The following is a 19,353-nucleotide window of genomic DNA, read 5'->3' as shown; positions in this document are numbered from 1 at the left end:
AGAGACCATGAAACAGACAGTATTTGCCGCGATATTCGGAATGATGGCTGTGTCGGCCATGGCGCAAGAGGTTGTGACCACGCCCTTTAACGGCAGCTTTGAGGATGCCACCTTTGCGGTGGAAAACGCCATTGTCGGCGAGGGGCTTGTGATTGATTTCACAAGCCATGTCGGTGAGATGCTGAACCGGACCGGCGCCGATGTGGGCAGTGACGTCAAGATATTCGATGCCGCCGATATTTTTCTGTTCTGCTCGGCGCAGGTGTCGCGCGAAGTGATGGAGGTAAACCCGATGAATATCGCCCACTGCCCCTATAGCATCTTCGTGGCGGATCAGGGCGGCGAGGTGGTGATTGGCCATCGCACCTATCCGCAAGGCGAGATGCAGAAGGTCCAGGCGCTTTTGGACGGGATCGTGCAAAGCGCGCTGGAATAGGGTCTGTTCTGCGCGGGGTTCGGGCGTGTTGCTTGACGCAGGTCAAAGTTTTTGCGCCCGAATCCGGCTATCCGATAACGGGGGTGGCAAAAGGGGCCTCGGATGCTTGAAGGCTTGATTGACAGGTTTGGCGACGGCGCGGTTCTGATGATGGCCGGGGCGCTTGTCGGGCTGATCTTTGGCGCGGCGGCGCAACACTCGCGGTTTTGTCTGCGCGCGGCCTCGATCGAGGTGGCGACGGGTGGCTTTGGGCCGCGTCTGTCGATCTGGCTGATTGCGTTTTCTGCCGGGGTGATGGTGGTGCAGGGCATGATCGCGTTTGGCCTGCTTGACGTCAGTGAGGCGCGCCCGCTTGCCGCGACCGGAAGCATGTCTGGCGCGATCATCGGCGGGCTGATGTTTGGCACCGGCATGATCCTTGCGCGCGGCTGTGCCAGCCGGTTGTTGGTCTTGTCGGCCACCGGCAATCTGCGCGCCATTGTCACCGGTCTTGTTCTGACGCTGGTCGCGCAATCGGCCCTGCGCGGGGTTCTGGCCCCGGTGCGCGAGGCGCTTGGCGCGCTCTGGCTGGTGCCGGGTGGCGAGGCGCGCAATATCTTGTCGCATCTTGGTATGGGTCCGGGCCTTGCGGCGGCCATTGCCGGGCTGGTTCTGCTGGCGGCTCTGTGGCTTGCGCATATGCGCGGTGTGCGCGCCAGCCATGCGATTGCCGGGGTCTTTGTCGGGCTTGCTGTCGGCTTTGGCTGGTTGGCGACCTATATGATTGCGCAGACTTCATTCGAGGTGGTGGCTATTTCCTCGATCACCTTTACCGGCCCGTCGGCGGATACCTTGATGGGGCTGGTCAACAGCACGAGCTTGCCGCTTGGGTTCGGAGTCGGGCTTGTGCCGGGGGTGTTTGTCGGTGCGGCGGGCATGGCCATCGCGACGCGTGAATGGAAAATCGAACGCTTTGGCCCCGATACCCCGATGGAGCGTTACCTTGTCGGCGCGGCCCTGATGGGGTTTGGTAGTATGCTTGCGGGCGGCTGTGCCGTGGGCGCGGGCATGTCGGGCGGCGCGATTTTTGCGCTCACAGCGTGGGTCGCGGTGTTCTGCATGTGGATTGGCGCGATAGCCACGCATCTTGTGATGGGTCGGGGCGCGGTTCGGGTTGTGACGACCTGAGCGACAAATAACCGGGATCGAGATAGCCCGTAGGGTGGATGAAACCCACGTTTGCTCTCGTTCAATCCCAAAGGGTGTGTGGGTCTCACCCAGCCTACGGATCAAGGAGAATTCGGGGCTTATTCCCACTCCATCTGTTCATAGACCCGACCGGCGTTCTTGGTGGCGAGTTCTTCGAACGTGTCGAGGTGGGAATAGGCCGACTGGTCGACGTAATAGGCATCGCTCAGGTCACCGCCCTCGTCAATATGCGCCCGGATCTGGGCGCGCAGGTGTTCGAGGTAGCCTTTGGTATATCGGCGGACCTGCGCCACATTGGTGGGGTGGCCGTGGCCGGGGATCACATAGGTGGCGTTGAGCGCCTCGAATTCGTTGTCCCAAGTCTCTAGCCAATCGGCGGTGATGGTATCGGCAAAGATCGGCAGCATGCGTTCGTGAAACGCCATATCCCCCGAGATCACCAGGCTTTGTTCGGGTAGCCAGACCACGATATCGCCGGGGCTGTGGGCGGGGCCAAGGTGGCGCGCCTCGATGCGGAAATCACCCATTTCGACGATATATTCGTCGCTGAAGGTTTCGGTCGGGACCTGCACGGTGGTGCCCTCGGCCTTGTCGCGGTTATAGCCCTTCATCGCTTGAAGGTTGGGGCCGCCGTTTTTCTCGACCTCATGGGCGGCATCGACATGCGCGACAATCGGCACGCCCTGTTCGGCCCAATAGGAATTGCCAAGCGTGGCGTGGCCCTGACCATTTTCGTTGAACACAAGCTTGACCGGCTGATCGGTGATGCGCTTGATCTCGTCATGCAGCGCCTTTGCCAGGGCATAGGCGGCGCTGCCGTTGATCACGACAACGCCGTCGCCGGTGACGATAAAGCTCAGGTTGTTGTTATGGCCCGAGTTTTCATAAGAGGGCGGCGCCGTGGCGCCGATGGCGGACCAGACGCCGGGGATCACCTCGACCGGTTCGTCGTAAAGCAGCGAACCGGGGTATTTATCGGCGATATTCTCGCTGGCGAGGGCCGGAGTGGTGACAAGGGCGAGGGCAAGAAGCAGGTGTTTCATCGTCTCAAACCTCGCTCACAAAGCGATAGCTGTCGCCGCTGCGCTCGACCCGGCCAAGGCCACCGTCGGGCAAATGGAAGCCGATCATCGCCATTTTATCCTGTGCCAGCTGATCCAAGAGCCGCTTTCGGGTCTTGATGCCGCCCTCGGCGTCCTGATCCGAGCCGCTGGCCCAATCGGGGCGCTCAAAGGCGATATGGCCGTTTCCGATGGCATCGCCGATGACCATCACCGCATCGCTTCCCTGACGGATTTCGAACGACATATGCCCCGGCGTATGCCCGAAGGTGGCATGCGCCATCACACCGGGAAGCACCTCTTGGCCATCTTTGAAAAAGTTGACCTGATCCTCGATCGCGGCGAGGCGGCGGGCGGCGCCGACGGCAAAGCTCGCGCGTTCTTCGCCGATGGTGTTGACGGTGTCGGGATCGGTCCAATAGTCCCATTCCCGTTGGCCGATCATGTAACTTGCATTGGCAAAGACCAGATCGTCGAAATCATCCAGCACCCCCCAGAGGTGATCGGGATGGCCATGGGTAAAGACCAAATCAGTCACATCGTCAGGCGCGACGCCGAGGGCATCAAGTGTGTCGACCAGATCGCCCGCACTTGGCATGAATCCGTTGCCCGATCCGGCATCAAACAGAACGGTGCGATCGCCATCCTGAAGCAGGGTGACGTTGCAGGGCGGGTGCATCACATCGCCGGTGATGCCGTATTTTGCGAGCAGGGGTGCGGTTTCGTCACTGGGCAGATTGCCAAGCAGAAACTCTTTCGGCAGCACGAGGTGACCGTCGCTTACGGTGGTGATCGTGGCCGTGCCAAGCGTCATCCGGTCGGCAGCAAATGTCATGCGAGGCGCACCAAGGATCGCCGTTGCCCCAAGGCCGCAAAGAACCTGTCGTCTGGTCGGTGTCATCCGCTTTCCCCCATCTATTCGAATTTATGAATATGACCACAGGCAGGGGCCGAAAGACAAGGATTATTTTGCGGGGGGTCTTGGTTGAAATGCGGCTCTGTTTCCTGCTGATTTCCGGATTGTGATGGGTTACCTTGGCCAGAGCACAGAGATTTCAAAAGGCACCTTTCGCAACATGGATACCCAACAGCCCGCCTATTTGACGACCAAGGAGGTGGCCGATCTTTTGCGTGTGAAAGAGCGCAAGGTTTACGATCTGGTCGCCGCCGAAGAGATCCCGCATCGCAAGATCACCGGCAAGCTGTTGTTTCCGGCGGCCGAGTTGACGGCCTGGATCGAGGGCTCTGGCGCGGCTGGGAGTGCCGAGCGCCCGGCGCTTGTGACCGGCTCGCATGATCCGCTTCTGGATTGGGCGCTGCGTGAATGCGGGGCGGGGCTCGCGACGCTTTTGAACGGAAGCCGCGACGGTCTAGCCTGTTTCGTGCAGGGTCAGGCGGCGGTGGCCGGCCTGCATATCCCCGACGCCGAAGGATGGAACATCGCGGCGGTTGAGGCCGCTGGTTTGGGCAATTGCGTGCTGATCGGTTGGGCGCTGCGGGCGCGCGGTCTTATCTTGTCGGAGGGTGCGGCCAGCGACGTGCGCGGCGTTGGCGATTTGCGCGGCAAGCGGGTGATCCTGCGCCAGCCCGGTGCCGGGGCGGCGGCGCTGTTTCAGCGTCTGATGACCGAGGCGGGATTGGATGAGGCCGATATCGTCGTGGCCGGTGGGTTGGCCCATACCGAAAGCGATGCCGCCGCCGCGATTGCCGCTGGCGAGGCCGACGCGACCCTTGGCATCAGGGCGATGGCGCAGCAGTTTCACCTGCCCTTCGTGCCGCTTGTGGACGAGCGGTTTGATCTGCTGATTGATCGGCGGTCCTATTTCACCGAGCCGGTGCAAAGCTTGTTGCACTTTGCCCAAAGCGAGGCCTTTGCCGCCAAGGCCGGGGCGCTTGGCGGCTATGATATCGGCGATCTCGGGCGCGTGCGCTGGATCTCGAAATAGGGCCTCTTTGGCCTAGCCCGCGTTCGGGAAGAACAGCTGTTGGCCGTCGACCTTGTAGTCGGCAATCGCGGCCTGGCCCTCGTCGGACAGAACCCAGTCGATAAAGGTCTGACCGGCCTCGGCCTTGACGTTTTCATGCATCTCGGGGTTCACGAGGATGATGCCATATTGGTTGAACATCTTCGCATCGCCCGCGACCGCGATCTTGTAGCTGCCCTTGTTGCCAAAGGCGATCCAGGTGGCGCGGTCGGTCATGATATAGGCGCCCATGGCGGTGCCGGTGTTGAGCGTCGCGCCCATGCCCGAGCCGGTTTCGCGATACCAATCGCCCGATACGGCACGCACGTCGATGCCCGTCTCGGCCCAAAGCCGCAGCTCGGCCTTGTTGGTGCCGCTGTCATCGCCGCGCGAGGCAAAGGGCGCCTCGGCCTCGGCGATGCGCGTGAGGGCGTCCACCACATCGGTGATGCCCGCCACACCGGCGGGGTCGGCGGGCGGGCCGACGATGACAAAGTCGTTGTACATCACGTCAAAGCGGGCAACACCGTGGCCTTGGGCGACGAATTTCTCCTCGGCGGGCTTGGCATGCACGAACAGGACATCACCATCGCCATTGGCGGCGTTCTGGATCGCCTGCCCGGTGCCGACGGCCACGACGCGCACCTCGATCCCGGTCTTTTCGGTAAAGATCGGCAGGATATGATCGAACAGGCCGGAATTTTGGGTCGAGGTGGTCGATTGCACCACGATAAAGCTGTCCCCGGCCTGTGCCGCGCCGCTAAGACCAAGGGCCAGAAAGGTGGATGCGGCAAGCGAAAGAAGGTGACATCTGATCATTGAAAAACTCCGTGACCTGTTGGAATTTGAGATTAGGGCGCGGTGTAAAGTCGGCCTTCAAGCCAGGCCTTGGTAGAGGGCGCCTGTGGCGCGGCCAGAACGTCTTGCAGGGTGCCGTCCTCGGCCAGGGTGCCGTTCTGAAGAAAGATCACATCATCGCCCATGCGCCGCGCCTGTCCGAGGTCATGGGTGACCATCACGATGCTGACGCCACGCGCATGGGCGGCGTTGATCAGATCCTCGATCGCGTGGGTCGAGGCCGGATCTAGGCTTGAGGTTGGCTCATCAAGGAACAAAAGCCGAGGCTCGCCGACAAGGGCGCGGGCGAGTGCAAGGCGTTGTTGTTCACCCCCCGACAAGACCCGCGCGGGGCGGCGCGCCAAATCGGTGAGGCGGGCAAGCTCAAGCGCCTCGGCGGCCTTTGCGGCGCGCGCGGCCCCGGTGACGCCGCGCACTGTGAGGGCGAATTTGAGGTTGGCCAGAACCGAGCGGCGCAGCATGACAGGGCGCTGAAACACCATCGCCTGTGCGTCGCGCGCAGCGCGGTCAAGCGGGTCACCCTGCCAGAGAACCGCGCCGACCGTGGGCGCGATAAGCCCGTGCAAAAGGCGCAGCAGAACGCTTTTGCCGGCGCCATTCGGGCCCATCACCAGGGTGCGCCGACCGGGGCGGATTTCAAGCGTCAGATCATTAATCAGCCGTTTCCCGCCCGCATCAAACGACAGCCCCTGACAGGCAAGCAAGGCGGGCGCTGTGGCGCCATCGGGGATGGTCATATCAAGGGTCATGTCACGCATAGGCCGCCCGCACCGCAGAGGCCCGGAGCGCCATCACAAGGGCGTTCACGATCACCGCAATCGCCAACAGCAAGAGCCCGAGCGCGAGGGCGAGTTCAAGGTTTCCCTTCGAGGTTTCAAGCGCGATGGTCGTGGTCATCACGCGGGTCACGTGGTTGATGTTGCCCCCCACGATAAGCACCGCGCCAACCTCGGCCACGGCGCGGCCAAACCCGGCGAGGGCGACCGTCAGAAGGCTATAGCGCGCATCCCAGAGCAGCGCGGTGATGCGATCAAACGCGCCGACGCCAAGCGAGGCGAATTGCTCGCGGTATTCAACATGCAGATCCTCGACCACCTGCTTGGTGAGCGCTGCTATGATCGGTGTCACAAGGATGGTCTGCGCGATGATCATCGCGGTGGGCGTATAGAGCAGTTGCAACACCCCAAGCGGCCCCGAGGCCGAGAGCATCAGGTAAACCACAAGCCCGACCACAACCGGCGGCAGGCCCATCAGAGCGTTCAGCAAAACGGTGAGCACGCCACGGCCCGGAAAGCGGAACGCGCCAACCACCGCACCAAGCGGCAGGCCGATCAGGCAGGAAATCACCACCGCCGTGAGGGTCACGCGCAGTGACAGCATGACGATTTCGCTCAGGCCCCGATCCCACGTCAGGATCAGGCCAAGCGCTTCGCTCAGGATGTCAGTCAGGCTGAACACGTGCGTTTTCTCCCCTTGATGGGAAAAAATACACAATTATGCATATCAATCCAGTCCAAAGCGAAAAGGCGGGATGATTTATTCGGTCTTGGCCAGCAGCCGCCAGATTTTGAGGGGTTGGACAAGCTGTTGACCGTCCGGGCCGTTGACCACGTTTTTGGCGAAAAGCCGGGCAAGCCTCGGGCGCAGCGCATCGGCCACGGCACGGCGGGCGGGATCGACCGCGGCGAGATAGTCGATGAAGGCCTCAAGGTCCGGCATCGGCGTCGCGCGCTCATAAACAACCGGCGCGGGGCCGGTGGCGAGGCCTTGGGCCAGAAGGTCATCAATCGCGTGCTGCGCAGCCTCGCGAATCGTCGTTTCATCCTCGACCGGGCGCATGACCTCGAAGAACGAGCCCTTTGCCAGCGGTTCGACCACGATCACCTCGCCAGCCGGGCGCAAGACGCGCAGCGCCTCTTGCAGGGCGGCAGGCATGGCGGGCGTGGGCACGTGATGCAGGGAATTGAGGAAAATCGCCGCGTCAAAGCTGGCTGGGGCAAAGGGAATTGCCTCGGCCCCGGCGGTGACGAAGGTTGCGTCGGGGACGCGCGCGGTGGCGGTCGCTGTTGCCTCGGCACTTGGGTCAATGCCGGTCACGCGAAACCCGTCGCGTGAAAGGCTCTTGGCAAGCGCGCCATGGCCACAGCCGATATCCAGCACATCGCGCGCGCCAATCTCTTGCAGGATGGCCACGATTCGCGCGCGGGTGTCGGCGGGGTTACTCATCCTCTGGCCCTAATTCTGGGCCAAACTCTGCAAACAGCGCCTCTGTATGCGCGCCAAGCCCCGGCACCGCGCCCAGATCGGGCAGGGTGGCATCGACCAGAGCACCGGGGGCAAGCATGCGCACCGGGCCGCTCGGGGTCTCGACCTCGACATAGCGGTTCTGGGGGTGCTGGGCGAGATCCTCCATCGTGCTGACGCGGCCATAGGCGATGCGTGCGGCGCGCAACCGCTCGGCCATGTCGTCACGGGGGCTGGCGGCAAAGACCGGCGCGATGATCGCATCAAGCGCGGCGCGATTGGCGACCCGGTTGGAATTGCTGTCAAAGCGCGGATCGGTTGCAAGATCGGGCTGGCCGAGGATATCGGCGCAGAAAATCGCCCATTCGCGTTCGTTCTGGATCGAGACAAGCACCTCTTTGTCGTCGCTGCCCATATAGGTGCCATAGGGCGCAATCGTGGGATGGTTCAGCCCGCTGCGCGGCGGGGTTTTGCCGCCATAGGCATATTGCAGATAGGGCACGTTCATCCAGTCGCTGAGTGCGTGAAACAAGGACACTGCGATATGCCGCCCCTCGCCGGTTTTTTCGCGCCCGATCACCGCCAAAAGCACCGATTGAAAGGCCGTCATGCCGGCCGCGATATCACAGACCGACACCCCGGTGCGCGCAGAGCCATGGGCGTTGCCGGTGATCGACGACAGCCCGCTTTCGGCCTGCACCAAAAGGTCATAGGCCTTGAGATCGCGCAACGGGCCCTCTTCGCCATAGCCCGAGATCGACACGGTAATGAGGCGGGGATAGCGGGCGCGCAAATCGTCGGCGGAAAAGCCAAGCCGGTCAATCGCGCCCGGCGCAAGGTTTTGAATAAACACATCCGCGCGCGCCAGCATCGCTTCCATCACTGCGCGATCCGGGTCTTGACGCAGGTCAAGACAGATCGATTCCTTGCCCCGGTTGAGCCAGACAAAATAGGCGCTTTCGCCGTGTACGAGGTGATCATAACCACGGGCGAAATCGCCCTCGGGGCGCTCGACCTTGATCACCCGCGCACCGGCCTCGGCGAGACGGCCAGAGACATAGGGCGCCGCGACCGCCTGTTCGACGGAAACAACGAAAAGACCAGAGAGATCAGGGGTCATGCGGGCCTCATTTCACGCAGGGTTGCGGGGGGGTCAGATCGTGCGCCCGCCATCGACCTCAAGCACGACGCCGGTGATGAAATCGGCCTCGTCCGAGGCCAGATAAAGCGCGGCATTGGCAATGTCACGCGGCGTCGACATGCGCCCCAGGGGAATGCCCGCGATAAAGGTGGCGCGGTTTTCGGGGGTATCGGGCATGCCCATGAACTGTTCCAGAAGGGCGGTGGCGCCGATCACCGGGGCGATGCAATTGACGCGGATGCCATCGGGGGCAAGCTCTGCGGCAAGGCTACGCGACATCAGGTTGACCGCGCCCTTGGTCGAATTGTACCAGGTCAGGCCGGGGCGCGGGCGAATGCCGGCGGTCGAGCCGATATTGATCATCACGCCACTTCCCTGTGCGCGCCAGAGCGGAACACAGGTCTTGGTCATGTGAAAGATCGAGGTGACATTGACGTCGTAAAGCTTGCGAAAGGTCGCCTCGTCGGTTTCCATCAGCGGGCGGTTGGCGTTTGACCAGCCGGCGTTGTTTACCACGACATCAAGGCGGCCAAAGGCGGTGTTTACCTCGGCCACGGCAGCGGCGACATCGGCACCATCCGAGACGTCACAGCGAATGGCAATCGCGCCGTTGCCGATTTCCTCGGCGACCGCGCGCGCGCCCTCAAGGTTAAGGTCAAGGATTGCCACCTTGGCGCCCTCGCGGGCAAAGGTCTCGGCGATGCCCTTGCCAAAGCCCGAGGCCGCGCCTGTTACAAGGGCTGTTTTTCCGTTCAAGCGCATGCTGTGTTCCTTAGCCGTGATTGTTGATGATGGTTTTGATTTGCGAAAACTCAAAAAGGGCGGCAAAGCCCTTTTCACGGCCATGGCCGGATTTGCGGATGCCGCCAAACGGCAGTTCGATCCCGCCGCCCGCGCCATAGCCGTTGATGAACACCTGACCACAGCGCATCGCCTTGGCAACCCGCATCTGGCGGCCACCATCGCGTGTCCAGATGCCGGCGACAAGGCCATAGTCGGTGTCGTTTGCGATCTGGATCGCCTCGGCCTCGTCCGCAAATGGAATGGCGCAGAGCACCGGACCGAACACCTCTTCCTGGGCGATTTTGGATTTCGGATCGACCGGCCCAAAGAGGGCAGGGGCCACGTAATAGCCGCCCTCGGGGGCGTCGGGGTCGATGGTGCCGCGCGCCACAAGCGGGGCGTCGGCCTGCGTGATATAGGTCTCGACGCGCTTTTTCTGTTTCGCCGAAATCAGCGGTCCAAGCACCGCATCCTCGCCCGAAGCAGAGGCGGTGACGGCGCTGAACCGCTCGGCGAGTTGGGCCATTACCCTGTCGTAGATCCCGCGCTGGATCAGAACGCGAGAGCCGGCCGAACAGGTCTGGCCGCCGTTTTGAATGATGGCATTGACCAGCACCGGCATCACGGCGTCAAGATCGGCGTCATCAAACACGATCTGCGGGGATTTGCCGCCAAGTTCGAGGGTACAGTTGATGTGATTGCGTGCGGCGGCAATCTGAATCATCACGCCCACCTCGGGCGAGCCGGTGAAGGACATGAAATCGACATCAGGGTGCTCGGACAGGGCCTTGCCCGCCGTATCGCCACGCCCGGTGACGATGTTGATCGCGCCGGGCGGAAAGCCGACCTCTTGCGCCAGCTCGCCAAGGCGCAGCGAGGTCAAACAGGCATCTTCTGCGGGTTTGAGAACGGCGGCATTGCCCATGGCCAGGGCGGCGGCCACCGAGCGGCCGAACATCTGGGCGGGGTAATTCCACGGGATGATATGGCCGGTCACGCCGTGGGGCTCGCGCAGCACCTGCACGTTATAGCCCGCCATGAAGGGGATCACCTCGCCATGGACCTTATCGGCCCCGCCGCCGTAAAATTCGAAATAGCGCGCGGCGGCGATCATATCGGCGCGCGATTGCTTGATCGGCTTGCCGTTGTCGCGGGTTTCAAGCTGGGCGAGGGTTTCGACATCCTCAAGAATGCGCAGGCTGAGGCGCAGCATAAGGCGGCCCCGTTCGGCGGCGGGCAGGACGCCCCACTCGCCGGTTTCAAACGCGGCGCGCGCGGCGGCGACGGCGGCGTCGATATCGGCAGGCCCGGAATCGGCGATAGAGGTAAACACCTCGCCATCAATCGGCGAGCGCACGTCAAGCTCGGCCCCCGAAAGGGCAGGCACCCATTGGCCGCCAATCAGGTTGAGAGGTTTGGGAATGGCAAAACTTGTCATCTCGGAGGTGTCCCTTTTGGCCGGTGCGATGTGTCCGCGCATATAACAGGGGATTGGGCGTGTTTGACAAGCGGCAGGGTTCAGGATCGGTTTTCCGGTTCCTTGCCCGGCCCAAATCTGCGAAAGAAGGGCGACCCTAGACAGAATGAGAAACAGATGACCTCTTTCGATCCGACGGCGGAGTATAGTGCAATTCGTGATGGCGTGGCCAAGGTTTGCGCCGGGTTTCCAGGGGCCTATTGGCGCGATCTCGATGCGCGCAGGGCCTATCCCAAGGACTTCGTGGATGCGCTTATCCGCGAGGGATATCTGGCGGCGATGATCCCCGAAAGCTATGGCGGTTCGGGGCTCAACCTGACCGCCTCGGCGGCGATCTTGGAGGAAATTCACCGGCAGGGCTGCAATGCGGCGGCGTGTCATGCGCAGATGTATACGATGGGCACGGTGTTGCGCCACGGCAGCGAGGCCCAAAAGGAACGCTACCTGCCGCGGATCGCCGATGGCACGCTGCGGCTTCAGGCCTTTGGCGTGACCGAGCCGACCAGCGGCACCGATACGCTTGCGCTCAAGACCACGGCGCGGCGCGAGGGCGACGAGTATATGATCAACGGCCAGAAAATCTGGACCTCGCGGGTCGAGCATTCCGATTTGATGGTGCTCTTGGCGCGCACCACGCCGCGCGATCAGGTCACATCCAAGACCGACGGGTTGTCGGTGTTTCTTGTCGATCTGCGCGAGAAGGTCGGCAATGGCATCGAAATCCGCCCGATCCGCACGATGATCAACCACGCCACCACCGAGGTGTTCTTTGACAACCTGCGCATTCCCGCCGACAGCCTTATCGGCGAAGAGGGCAAGGGGTTTCGCTATATCCTGTCGGGGATGAATTCCGAGCGCATCCTGATTGCCGCCGAATGCATTGGCGATGCCAAGTGGTTTCTCAAGACCGGCGCCGCCTATGCCCGCGAGCGGGTGGTGTTCGGCGATCCGATCGGCGCCAATCAGGGGATTCAGTTCCCGCTTGCGCGCGCGCAGGCCCATATGATGGCGGCCGAGGCGATCGTCTATCGCGCGGCGGCCATGTATGATGCGGGGCATAACCCCGGTGTTGAGGCCAATACCGCCAAGATGCTCGCCGCCGATGCAAGCTGGGAAGCGGCAGAGGCCTGTATGCAGACGCATGGCGGTTTTGCCTTTGCCGAGGAATATGACGTCGAGCGCAAGTTTCGCGAGGCGCGGCTTTATCAGGTGGCGCCGATCTCGACCAACCTTATCCTGTGTTATATTGCCGAACAGGTGCTTGGCCTGCCTAAATCCTATGGGTCCGGTCGCGGATAAATCAGGGGGTCGATATGGGCGGGGGCGTTTGAATGGGTGAGTATGACGATTGGATCGGGCGCAGCTTTACCCGGTCAGAGCCGATTTCGGATCGCTTGCTGGCGCAATATCGCGCCACGCTTGCGGGCACGCTTGGCCCCGGCGCGGTGCCGCCCGGCTTTCACTGGTGCCTTGGGCCGGATGTGGTCGAGCCGTCGGATCTTGGCCGCGATTGCCACCCCAAGACCGGGATTTTCCTACCCGCTCTACCATTGCCGCGCCGGATGTGGGCGGGGGGCGCGTTGGAATTTCACCGCGCGTTTGCGCCGGGCGAGCATGTGACCCGCACGAGCACGATTGATGATGTGACCTTCAAACAGGGGCGCAGCGGCGCGCTTGGGTTTGTCACGCAACGCCATGAGTATAGCGTTGATGGCGGGCCTTGCCTGAGCGAACGGCAGGATATCGTTTACCGCGAAGACCCCAAGCCCGGCAGCATGCGCATGCCCGCCGCGTCCGAGGAGTGGCCCGGCGCGCAAAGCTGGTCGATCACGCCGGATTCGACCCTGTTGTTTCGCTATTCAGCGCTGACCTTCAACGGCCATCGCATCCATTACGATTACCCCTATGCCACCGAGGTCGAGGGCTATGTCGGCCTTGTGGTGCATGGCCCGCTTCAGGCGATCTGGATGATGAACCTTGCGAGCGAGGTGTTCGGCCATCTGCCCGCGCGGTTTAGCTATCGCGGGCTGTCGCCGTTGATCTGCGGCATTCCGGTGCGGATCGAGGCGAGGGCAAGCGAGGGCTCTCTCGCCCTGCGTGTGCGGTGTGAAACGGATCAAGTCACCACGATGGAAGCGACAGCCATCGCGCCCTGACCCCCCGGTTTTCAGGGGCTTTGCGGCTTGTGACCGAATTTTGGGCGCGCTAGTTTACACCGGCAGATGAGCTTTGCCCATTTCGCAGGCAGAGCTTGCGGTTTCTCACCGGGCGGCGCACAAATTTGCTGACAATACGCAAAAATAATTTTACCAATTGGTAAAACAAAAAAGCTGCCCAACAAGGAGAGACCCATGACCACCCTCAAAACACGGACCACTGCGCCCCTCTCGCGCCGCCAGTTCATGGCCAGCACCGCCGCTGTGGCGCTTGTTGCCGGGGCCTCGACGCTGGCCACGCCGCTGCGTGCTGCCGAGCCGATCAAGACCGCCGGGATTTACACAGTGCCGGTCGAGCAGCAATGGGTGAGCCGCATTCACAAGGCCGCCATGACCGCGCAGGAGCGCGGCGATGTGGATTATGTGTTCTCGGAGAATGTGAGCAACACCGATTATGCCCGCGTGATGCGCGAATATGCCGAGCAGGGCTACAAGCTTATCATCGGCGAGGCCTTTGCTGTGGAACAGGAAGCGCGCGAAGTGGCGGCGGAGTATCCCGATATCGCCTTCCTTCTCGGTTCAAGCTTTAAGCCCGACGAGGCGTTGCCCAATTTCGCGGTGTTCGACAACTATATTCAGGATGCGTCCTACCTTTCGGGGATCATCGCCGGGTCGATGACCAAGAGCGGCAATATCGGCATGGTCGGTGGTTTTCCGATCCCCGAGGTGAACCGTTTGATGCATGCCTTCATGGCCGGTGCCAAAGAGATGAACCCGGATATCAAGTTCCAGGTCAGCTTTATCGGTTCGTGGTTCGATCCGCCCAAGGCCAAGGAAACCGCCTTTGCGATGATCGAGAACGGCGCCGATCTCTTGTATGCCGAGCGCTTTGGCGTGTCGGATGCAGCGGCGGAAAAGGGCATTCTTGCGATTGGCAACGTGATCGACACGCAGGCCGATTATCCCGACACGGTTGTCGCCTCGGCGATCTGGCATTTCGAGCCGACCTTGGACAAGGCGATTGCCGAAGTGAACGCCGGCACCTTCAAGGCCGCCGATTATGGGGTCTATTCCTTCATGAGCGAGGGCGGTTCATCGCTGGCACCGCTTGGCACGTTCGAGGGCAAAGTGCCCGAGGCCGCCATGGCGCTTGTCAAAGAGCGCAGCGCGGCAATCAAGGCGGGCACCTTCACGGTCGAGATCAACGACGAAGAACCGAAGTCGTCATAAATGACGGGCGCAGAGGCGGCGCAGGTCGTTCTGCGCCTTGATCGCATTACCAAGACCTTTGGCAAGCTGGTCGCGAATGACGCGGTCAGCTTGTCCTTGCATCGCGGCGAGGTGATCGCGCTTTTGGGCGAGAACGGCGCGGGCAAGACCACGCTGATGAACATCCTGTTTGGCCAGTACACCGCCGACAGTGGCGCGGTTGAGGTGTTCGGGCGTGCCCTGCCGCCCGGCAATCCGCGCGCGGCGCTCGATGCGGGCGTCGGCATGGTGCATCAGCATTTTACGCTGGCCGACAATATGACCGTGCTGGAAAACGTCACCCTTGGCACGGTGCCGCTCTGGCAGCCCCGGCTTGATCGCGGGGCGGTGCGTGCCGAGATCACCAAGCTGGCCGATGATTTCCGCCTTGCGGTCGATCCGGATGCCCGTGTCGGAAGCCTTACCGTGGGCGAGCGTCAGCGGGTCGAGATCCTCAAGGCGCTCTACCGCGAGGCCAGGATCCTTATTCTCGACGAGCCGACGGCGGTGCTGACCCCGCAGGAAACCGACGATCTTTTCGCCACCCTGCGCAAGGCGGTGGCACTTGGCCTGTCGATTGTCTTCATCAGTCACAAATTGCACGAGGTGATGGATATCTCGGATCGTGTGGTGATCCTGCGCCATGGGCGGCTTGTGGGCGAAATGGCCACCCGCGACACGGATCGCCACGCCCTTGCCACCGCCATGGTCGGTGCCGAGGTGAGCGCCCCCAAGGTTGTCCCCGCCGCCCCCGGTGCGGCGCTTTTGCGGCTTGGCGATGTGAGCACGCCCGATCAGGGCAATGCGCCGGGGCTCAAATCCGTCTCGCTTGATCTGCGCGCGGGTCAGATTACCGGGCTTGCCGGCGTGTCGGGCAACGGACAGGCGGCGCTTGCCGATCTGATCGGCGGGCTGTGTGCGCCGCAAAGCGGGCAGCTTGATCTTGACGGGGCCAATGTTGCGCAGTGGTCGCCGCGCACCGCCGTGCAAAGCGGCATCGCGCGCATTCCCGAAGACAGGCATAAAACCGGCACGATCGCCGATTTCAACCTGACCGAAAACGCCATTCTCGAAAGCTATCACACGGCCCCGATGAGCAAGCACGGCTGGATGAACTGGCCCCGCGCCGAGGCCGCGACCCAAGAGATCATCGCGCGCTATGACGTGCGCTGTCCGGGGCCAGAGGCGCGGATCAGGCTGTTGTCGGGCGGCAATATGCAAAAGCTTATCCTTGGTCGGGTGCTTGAGGCCGCACCGCGCATCATTCTCGCCAATCAGCCGGTGCGCGGGCTTGATATAGGCGCGGTCAATTATGTGCATTCGCAACTTCTCGCGGCGCGGGCGCGCGGCGCGGCGGTGTTGTTGATTTCCGAGGATCTGGATGAGATCATGGCCCTGTCGGATGTGATCCACGTGATTTCCGAGGGGCGGCTGTCGCCCGAATTTGCCCGTGGCAGCATGGCCCCCGCCGATCTTGGCGTGTGGATGGCCGGGCATGGGTTTGATGAGGGGATGGCGCATGCGTCTTGAGCCGATTGCCAACCCGAGCCTTGCGCGCACAACCCTGCCGCCACTGATCGCGATCATGACGACGGTTGTGGTGGCCTCCCTTTTGGCGATGCTGGCCGGGGCCAATCCGTTTTCGGTTCTGGGGCTGATCCTCAAGGGCGCGTTTGGCTCGAAATTCGCCGCGTTAGAGACGCTTAACCGCGCCACGCCGCTGATCTTTACCGGCCTCTCGGTCGCGGTGGCGTTTCGCGCGCGGCTCTGGAATATCGGGGCCGAGGCACAGTTATACGCCGGGGCGTTGATCACCGTCGTGCTTGGCACCGGCGCGCTGCCTTGGGGCGCGGGGGCGCTTTTGCCCACGCTGGCGCTTGGCGCGATGCTGGCCGGGGCGCTTGTGCTTTTGGTGCCGGCGCTGTTGAAGGTGCGCTTTGGCGTCGACGAGGTTGTCACGACGCTTTTGTTCAACTTCATCTTTCTGCTGTTCATCTCGATGCTTCTGGAAGGGCCGCTCAAGGATCCGATGGGCATGGGATGGCCGAAATCCGAGCGCCTGATTGCCGAGGCGCGCCTGCCGCGAATGGCGGAGGGGCTACGCCTGCACTGGGGGTTCGGGCTTGCGATCATATCCGCCGCTCTAGTCTGGGTTATTCAGCGGCGCACGACCCTTGGCTATGAAATGCGCGCCGTCGGTCTAAACCGTGATGCGGCGCGCTTTGTCGGCATTCCGGTCAATGGCGTGCTGATCAAGACGGCGCTTTTGTCGGGTGGATTGGCGGCACTGGCGGGCTTTTCCGAGGTGGCCGGCGTCAAGGGGAGCCTGACGCTCGATCTGTCGCCCGGTTTTGGCTACACCGGTATCATCGTGGCTATGCTGGCGCTGCTCAACCCGCTGGCGGTGGTCGCCGCCGCGCTTTTCGTGGCGGGTATTTTCGTGGGCGCAGACAGCATGAGCCGCGCGGTTGGCGTGCCCACATATCTTGCCGATATCATGCTGGCGACGGCGCTTTTGCTCATGGTGTTGGCGATATTGCTCACCCGGTTCCGGGTGGTGAGGGAATAGATCATGGACATGCTCGACATCCTTCTGTCCGCCAGCTTTTGGGCCGCCGCGATCCGCATCGCGAGCCCGCTTATCTTTGCCACCCTGGGCGAATTGATTTGTGAGCGTGCCGGCGTGCTGAACCTCGGCATCGAGGGGATCATGGTTGCCGGGGCCTTTGCCGGCTGGATGGCGGTCTATTCCGGTACCGGCCTCTGGACTGGTGTCATGGTGGCGATGGTGGTCGGCATGGCGTTCGGCTTGATCCATAGCGTGCTGACCGTGCCCTTTGGATTGTCGCAGCATGTGGTCGGATTGGGGGTGACCCTATTGGCGACCTCAAGCACCTATTACGCCTATCGCCTTGCCCTGCCAGAGGTGACAAGCCCGCCCAAGATCACCGCGTTTCAGCCGTTCGAAATACCGATCCTGTCGGATATCCCTCTCATCGGCCCGGCGCTTTTTGCACAAACGCCGATGACTTATCTGGCCTTTGTGCTTGTCGGGCTCGTGTCGATTGTTCTTTACCGCACGCCGCTTGGGCTGGCGTTGCGCGCGGCGGGGGAAAACCCCTCGGCGGTGGAGGCGCAGGGGCTTTCGGTTACCGGTATTCGCATGGGCGCGGTGATTGTCGGCAGCGGCTTCATGGCGATGGGAGGTGCGTTCCTGACCATGTCGGCGTTTGATTCCTTCTTCTTCGAGATGGTCAACGGGCGCGGCTGGATCTGTATCGCGCTGGTGGTGTTTGGCGCGTGGAAGCCGGGCAAGGCCCTGTTGGGGGCGGTCTTGTTCGCGGCGTTCGATGCGCTGCAAATCCGGGTGCAACAGACCCCGCTTGGCGCCGATATCCCCTATCAGATTTTCCTGATGACGCCCTATGTTCTGTCGATCCTCGCGCTTATCGTGATGTCGCGACGCGCCGAGGTGCCGGGCGCGTTGATGGTGCCGTTCAACAAAGGAGAGCGCTGATGTTCGATCTGATCGTCAAGGGCGGAACGTTGCCCGATGGGCGGGTGGCCGATATTGGCATCACCGGCGCCAGGATCACCGCGATCGGCAACCTGCAAGAGGCGGACGCGGGCGAGGTGATTGACGCCACCGGCGATCTTGTCAGCCCGCCGTTTGTCGACCCGCATTTTCATCTGGACGCGACCCTTAGCTATGGCACCCCGCGCGTCAACGCGAGCGGCACCCTGCTTGAGGGGATTGGCCTTTGGGGTGAATTGAAAGAGATCGTGACCCAGGAAGAGATGGTCAGCCGCGCGCTGGAGTATTGCGATTGGGCGGCGAGCATGGGCCTTTTGGCGATCCGCAGCCATGTCGACACCTGCGATGACCGCCTGCTTGGCGTGGCGGCGATGCTGGAGGTGCGCGATAAGGTCAAGGGTTACATCGACCTGCAATTGGTGGCCTTTCCGCAAGACGGGTTTTACCGCGACCCGACCGCGCGCGACAACACCATTCGCGCGCTTGATATGGGGGTGGATGTGGCCGGCGGCATCCCGCATTTCGAACGCACCATGGCCGATGGCGCGGCCTCGGTGCGCGAGCTCTGTGAATTGGCCGCCGCGCGTGGCGTGCCCGTCGATATGCATTGCGATGAGACCGACGACCCTCACAGCCGCCATATCGAAACGCTCGCCTTTGAGGCGCAGCGCCTTGGCTTGCAGGGGCGGGTCGCCGGAAGCCACCTGACCTCGATGCATTCGATGGACAATTACTATGTCTCGAAACTGTTGCCGCTCATGGCCGAGGCCGGGGTGGCGGCGATCCCCAATCCGCTGATCAATATCATGTTGCAGGGGCGGCATGACACATTCCCGAAACGGCGCGGCCTGACCCGCGTCAAGGAAATGCAGGCGCAGGGTATCACCGTCGGCTGGGGTCAGGATTGCGTGCTTGATCCGTGGTATTCGCTTGGCACGGCGGACATGCTTGACGTGGCCTTCATGGGGCTGCACGTGGCGCAGATGTCCCACCCCGACGAGATGCGGCGCTGCTTTGACATGGTCACCACCCAGAACGCCCGCATTCTCGGGCTTGAGGGCTATGGCTTGCACGTCGGCGCGCAGGCGTCACTGGTGGTACTCGATGCGGGCGATCCGATCGAGGCGCTGCGCCTGCGCCCGGCGCGTCTTGCGGTGGTCTCCAAGGGCCGGGTGATTGCCAAAACCCCGCGTCAGGATGCGAGCCTTGCCTTGCCGGGGCGCCCCGCAACGATCAGGCGGCGGCACCGGCAGGGCGGCTAA

General features: G+C 62.4%; 19 protein-coding genes. 10 read left to right on the top strand and 9 right to left on the bottom strand.

Annotation, left to right across the window (positions count from 1 at the left end; genetic code table 11):
- The first annotated feature begins 7 nt into the window (after positions 1-7).
- On the top strand, positions 8-436 hold the full coding sequence (locus ROG8370_RS03570) for a DUF302 domain-containing protein (RefSeq protein WP_085825705.1): 429 nt from the start codon (positions 8-10) through the stop codon (positions 434-436).
- 102 nt (positions 437-538) lie between these two features.
- Positions 539-1,603, top strand: a complete 1,065-nt coding sequence (locus ROG8370_RS03565) for a YeeE/YedE family protein (protein WP_085825704.1) — start codon at positions 539-541, stop codon at positions 1,601-1,603.
- A gap of 119 nt (positions 1,604-1,722) precedes the next feature.
- Here the strand turns inward: ROG8370_RS03565 and ROG8370_RS03560 are convergent, their stop codons facing one another.
- Together ROG8370_RS03560 and ROG8370_RS03555 are read right to left on the bottom strand one after the other, a co-directional pair.
- Positions 1,723-2,667, bottom strand: a complete 945-nt coding sequence (locus ROG8370_RS03560) for an MBL fold metallo-hydrolase (protein WP_085825703.1) — start codon at positions 2,665-2,667, stop codon at positions 1,723-1,725.
- A gap of 4 nt (positions 2,668-2,671) precedes the next feature.
- Positions 2,672-3,586, bottom strand: a complete 915-nt coding sequence (locus ROG8370_RS03555; protein WP_085825702.1) for an MBL fold metallo-hydrolase — start codon at positions 3,584-3,586, stop codon at positions 2,672-2,674.
- A gap of 124 nt (positions 3,587-3,710) precedes the next feature.
- Between ROG8370_RS03555 and ROG8370_RS03550 the strand changes: the two genes are divergently transcribed.
- Positions 3,711-4,631: a substrate-binding domain-containing protein gene (locus ROG8370_RS03550; protein WP_245827180.1), complete on the top strand. Its 921-nt coding sequence runs from the start codon at positions 3,711-3,713 to the stop codon at positions 4,629-4,631.
- A 12-nt stretch (positions 4,632-4,643) separates the two neighbouring features.
- On the opposite strand, the gene ROG8370_RS03545 is transcribed toward ROG8370_RS03550, so the two are convergent.
- The 7 genes from ROG8370_RS03545 to ROG8370_RS03515 form a co-directional block, all read right to left on the bottom strand.
- The gene (locus tag ROG8370_RS03545) at positions 4,644-5,468 is read right to left on the bottom strand and encodes an ABC transporter substrate-binding protein (RefSeq protein ID WP_085825701.1); all 825 of its coding nucleotides are present in this window, start codon (positions 5,466-5,468) and stop codon (positions 4,644-4,646) included.
- A 32-nt stretch (positions 5,469-5,500) separates the two neighbouring features.
- On the bottom strand, positions 5,501-6,265 hold the full coding sequence (locus ROG8370_RS03540) for an ATP-binding cassette domain-containing protein (protein ID WP_085825700.1): 765 nt from the start codon (positions 6,263-6,265) through the stop codon (positions 5,501-5,503).
- On the bottom strand, positions 6,258-6,965 hold the full coding sequence (locus ROG8370_RS03535; RefSeq protein WP_085825699.1) for an ABC transporter permease: 708 nt from the start codon (positions 6,963-6,965) through the stop codon (positions 6,258-6,260). The genes ROG8370_RS03540 and ROG8370_RS03535 overlap by 8 nt, the downstream gene beginning before the upstream one ends.
- A 78-nt stretch (positions 6,966-7,043) precedes the next feature.
- On the bottom strand, positions 7,044-7,733 hold the full coding sequence (locus ROG8370_RS03530; protein WP_085825698.1) for a class I SAM-dependent methyltransferase: 690 nt from the start codon (positions 7,731-7,733) through the stop codon (positions 7,044-7,046).
- Positions 7,726-8,871 (bottom strand): CaiB/BaiF CoA transferase family protein, encoded by a 1,146-nt coding sequence (locus ROG8370_RS03525; protein WP_085825697.1) that lies wholly within the window; start codon positions 8,869-8,871, stop codon positions 7,726-7,728. Before ROG8370_RS03525 ends, ROG8370_RS03530 begins: the two co-directional genes overlap by 8 nt.
- A gap of 33 nt (positions 8,872-8,904) precedes the next feature.
- Positions 8,905-9,654 (bottom strand): SDR family oxidoreductase, encoded by a 750-nt coding sequence (locus tag ROG8370_RS03520; protein WP_085825696.1) that lies wholly within the window; start codon positions 9,652-9,654, stop codon positions 8,905-8,907.
- A 10-nt stretch (positions 9,655-9,664) separates the two neighbouring features.
- Positions 9,665-11,113 (bottom strand): aldehyde dehydrogenase family protein, encoded by a 1,449-nt coding sequence (locus ROG8370_RS03515; RefSeq protein WP_085825767.1) that lies wholly within the window; start codon positions 11,111-11,113, stop codon positions 9,665-9,667.
- Positions 11,114-11,269: 156 nt separating this feature from the next.
- Here ROG8370_RS03515 and ROG8370_RS03510 point away from each other — a divergent pair, with 156 nt between their 5' ends.
- The 7 genes from ROG8370_RS03510 to ROG8370_RS03480 all read left to right on the top strand — a co-directional run bounded on the left by ROG8370_RS03510 (position 11,270) and on the right by ROG8370_RS03480 (position 19,353).
- On the top strand, positions 11,270-12,451 hold the full coding sequence (locus tag ROG8370_RS03510) for an acyl-CoA dehydrogenase family protein (RefSeq protein ID WP_085825695.1): 1,182 nt from the start codon (positions 11,270-11,272) through the stop codon (positions 12,449-12,451).
- Positions 12,452-12,483: 32 nt separating this feature from the next.
- Positions 12,484-13,308, top strand: a complete 825-nt coding sequence (locus ROG8370_RS03505; protein WP_085825694.1) for an HTD2 family dehydratase — start codon at positions 12,484-12,486, stop codon at positions 13,306-13,308.
- A gap of 195 nt (positions 13,309-13,503) precedes the next feature.
- On the top strand, positions 13,504-14,538 hold the full coding sequence (locus ROG8370_RS03500) for a BMP family protein (RefSeq protein ID WP_085825693.1): 1,035 nt from the start codon (positions 13,504-13,506) through the stop codon (positions 14,536-14,538).
- Positions 14,539-16,086, top strand: coding sequence for an ABC transporter ATP-binding protein (locus ROG8370_RS03495; RefSeq protein ID WP_085825692.1), 1,548 nt, complete (start codon positions 14,539-14,541; stop codon positions 16,084-16,086).
- Positions 16,076-17,125: an ABC transporter permease gene (locus ROG8370_RS03490; protein WP_085825691.1), complete on the top strand. Its 1,050-nt coding sequence runs from the start codon at positions 16,076-16,078 to the stop codon at positions 17,123-17,125. Before ROG8370_RS03495 ends, ROG8370_RS03490 begins: the two co-directional genes overlap by 11 nt.
- A 3-nt stretch (positions 17,126-17,128) precedes the next feature.
- Entirely contained in the window at positions 17,129-18,073 is a 945-nt protein-coding gene (locus tag ROG8370_RS03485; protein ID WP_085825690.1) for an ABC transporter permease, read from the top strand.
- Positions 18,073-19,353, top strand: coding sequence for an amidohydrolase family protein (locus tag ROG8370_RS03480; RefSeq protein WP_085825689.1), 1,281 nt, complete (start codon positions 18,073-18,075; stop codon positions 19,351-19,353). The genes ROG8370_RS03485 and ROG8370_RS03480 overlap by 1 nt, the downstream gene beginning before the upstream one ends.

This window comes from Roseovarius gaetbuli, assembly GCF_900172365.1.
GTDB classification, from domain to species: Bacteria; Pseudomonadota; Alphaproteobacteria; order Rhodobacterales; family Rhodobacteraceae; genus Roseovarius; species Roseovarius gaetbuli.
The sequence above is the reverse complement of the archived record's forward strand: the minus strand, read 5'-3'. Positions and strand labels throughout refer to the sequence as shown.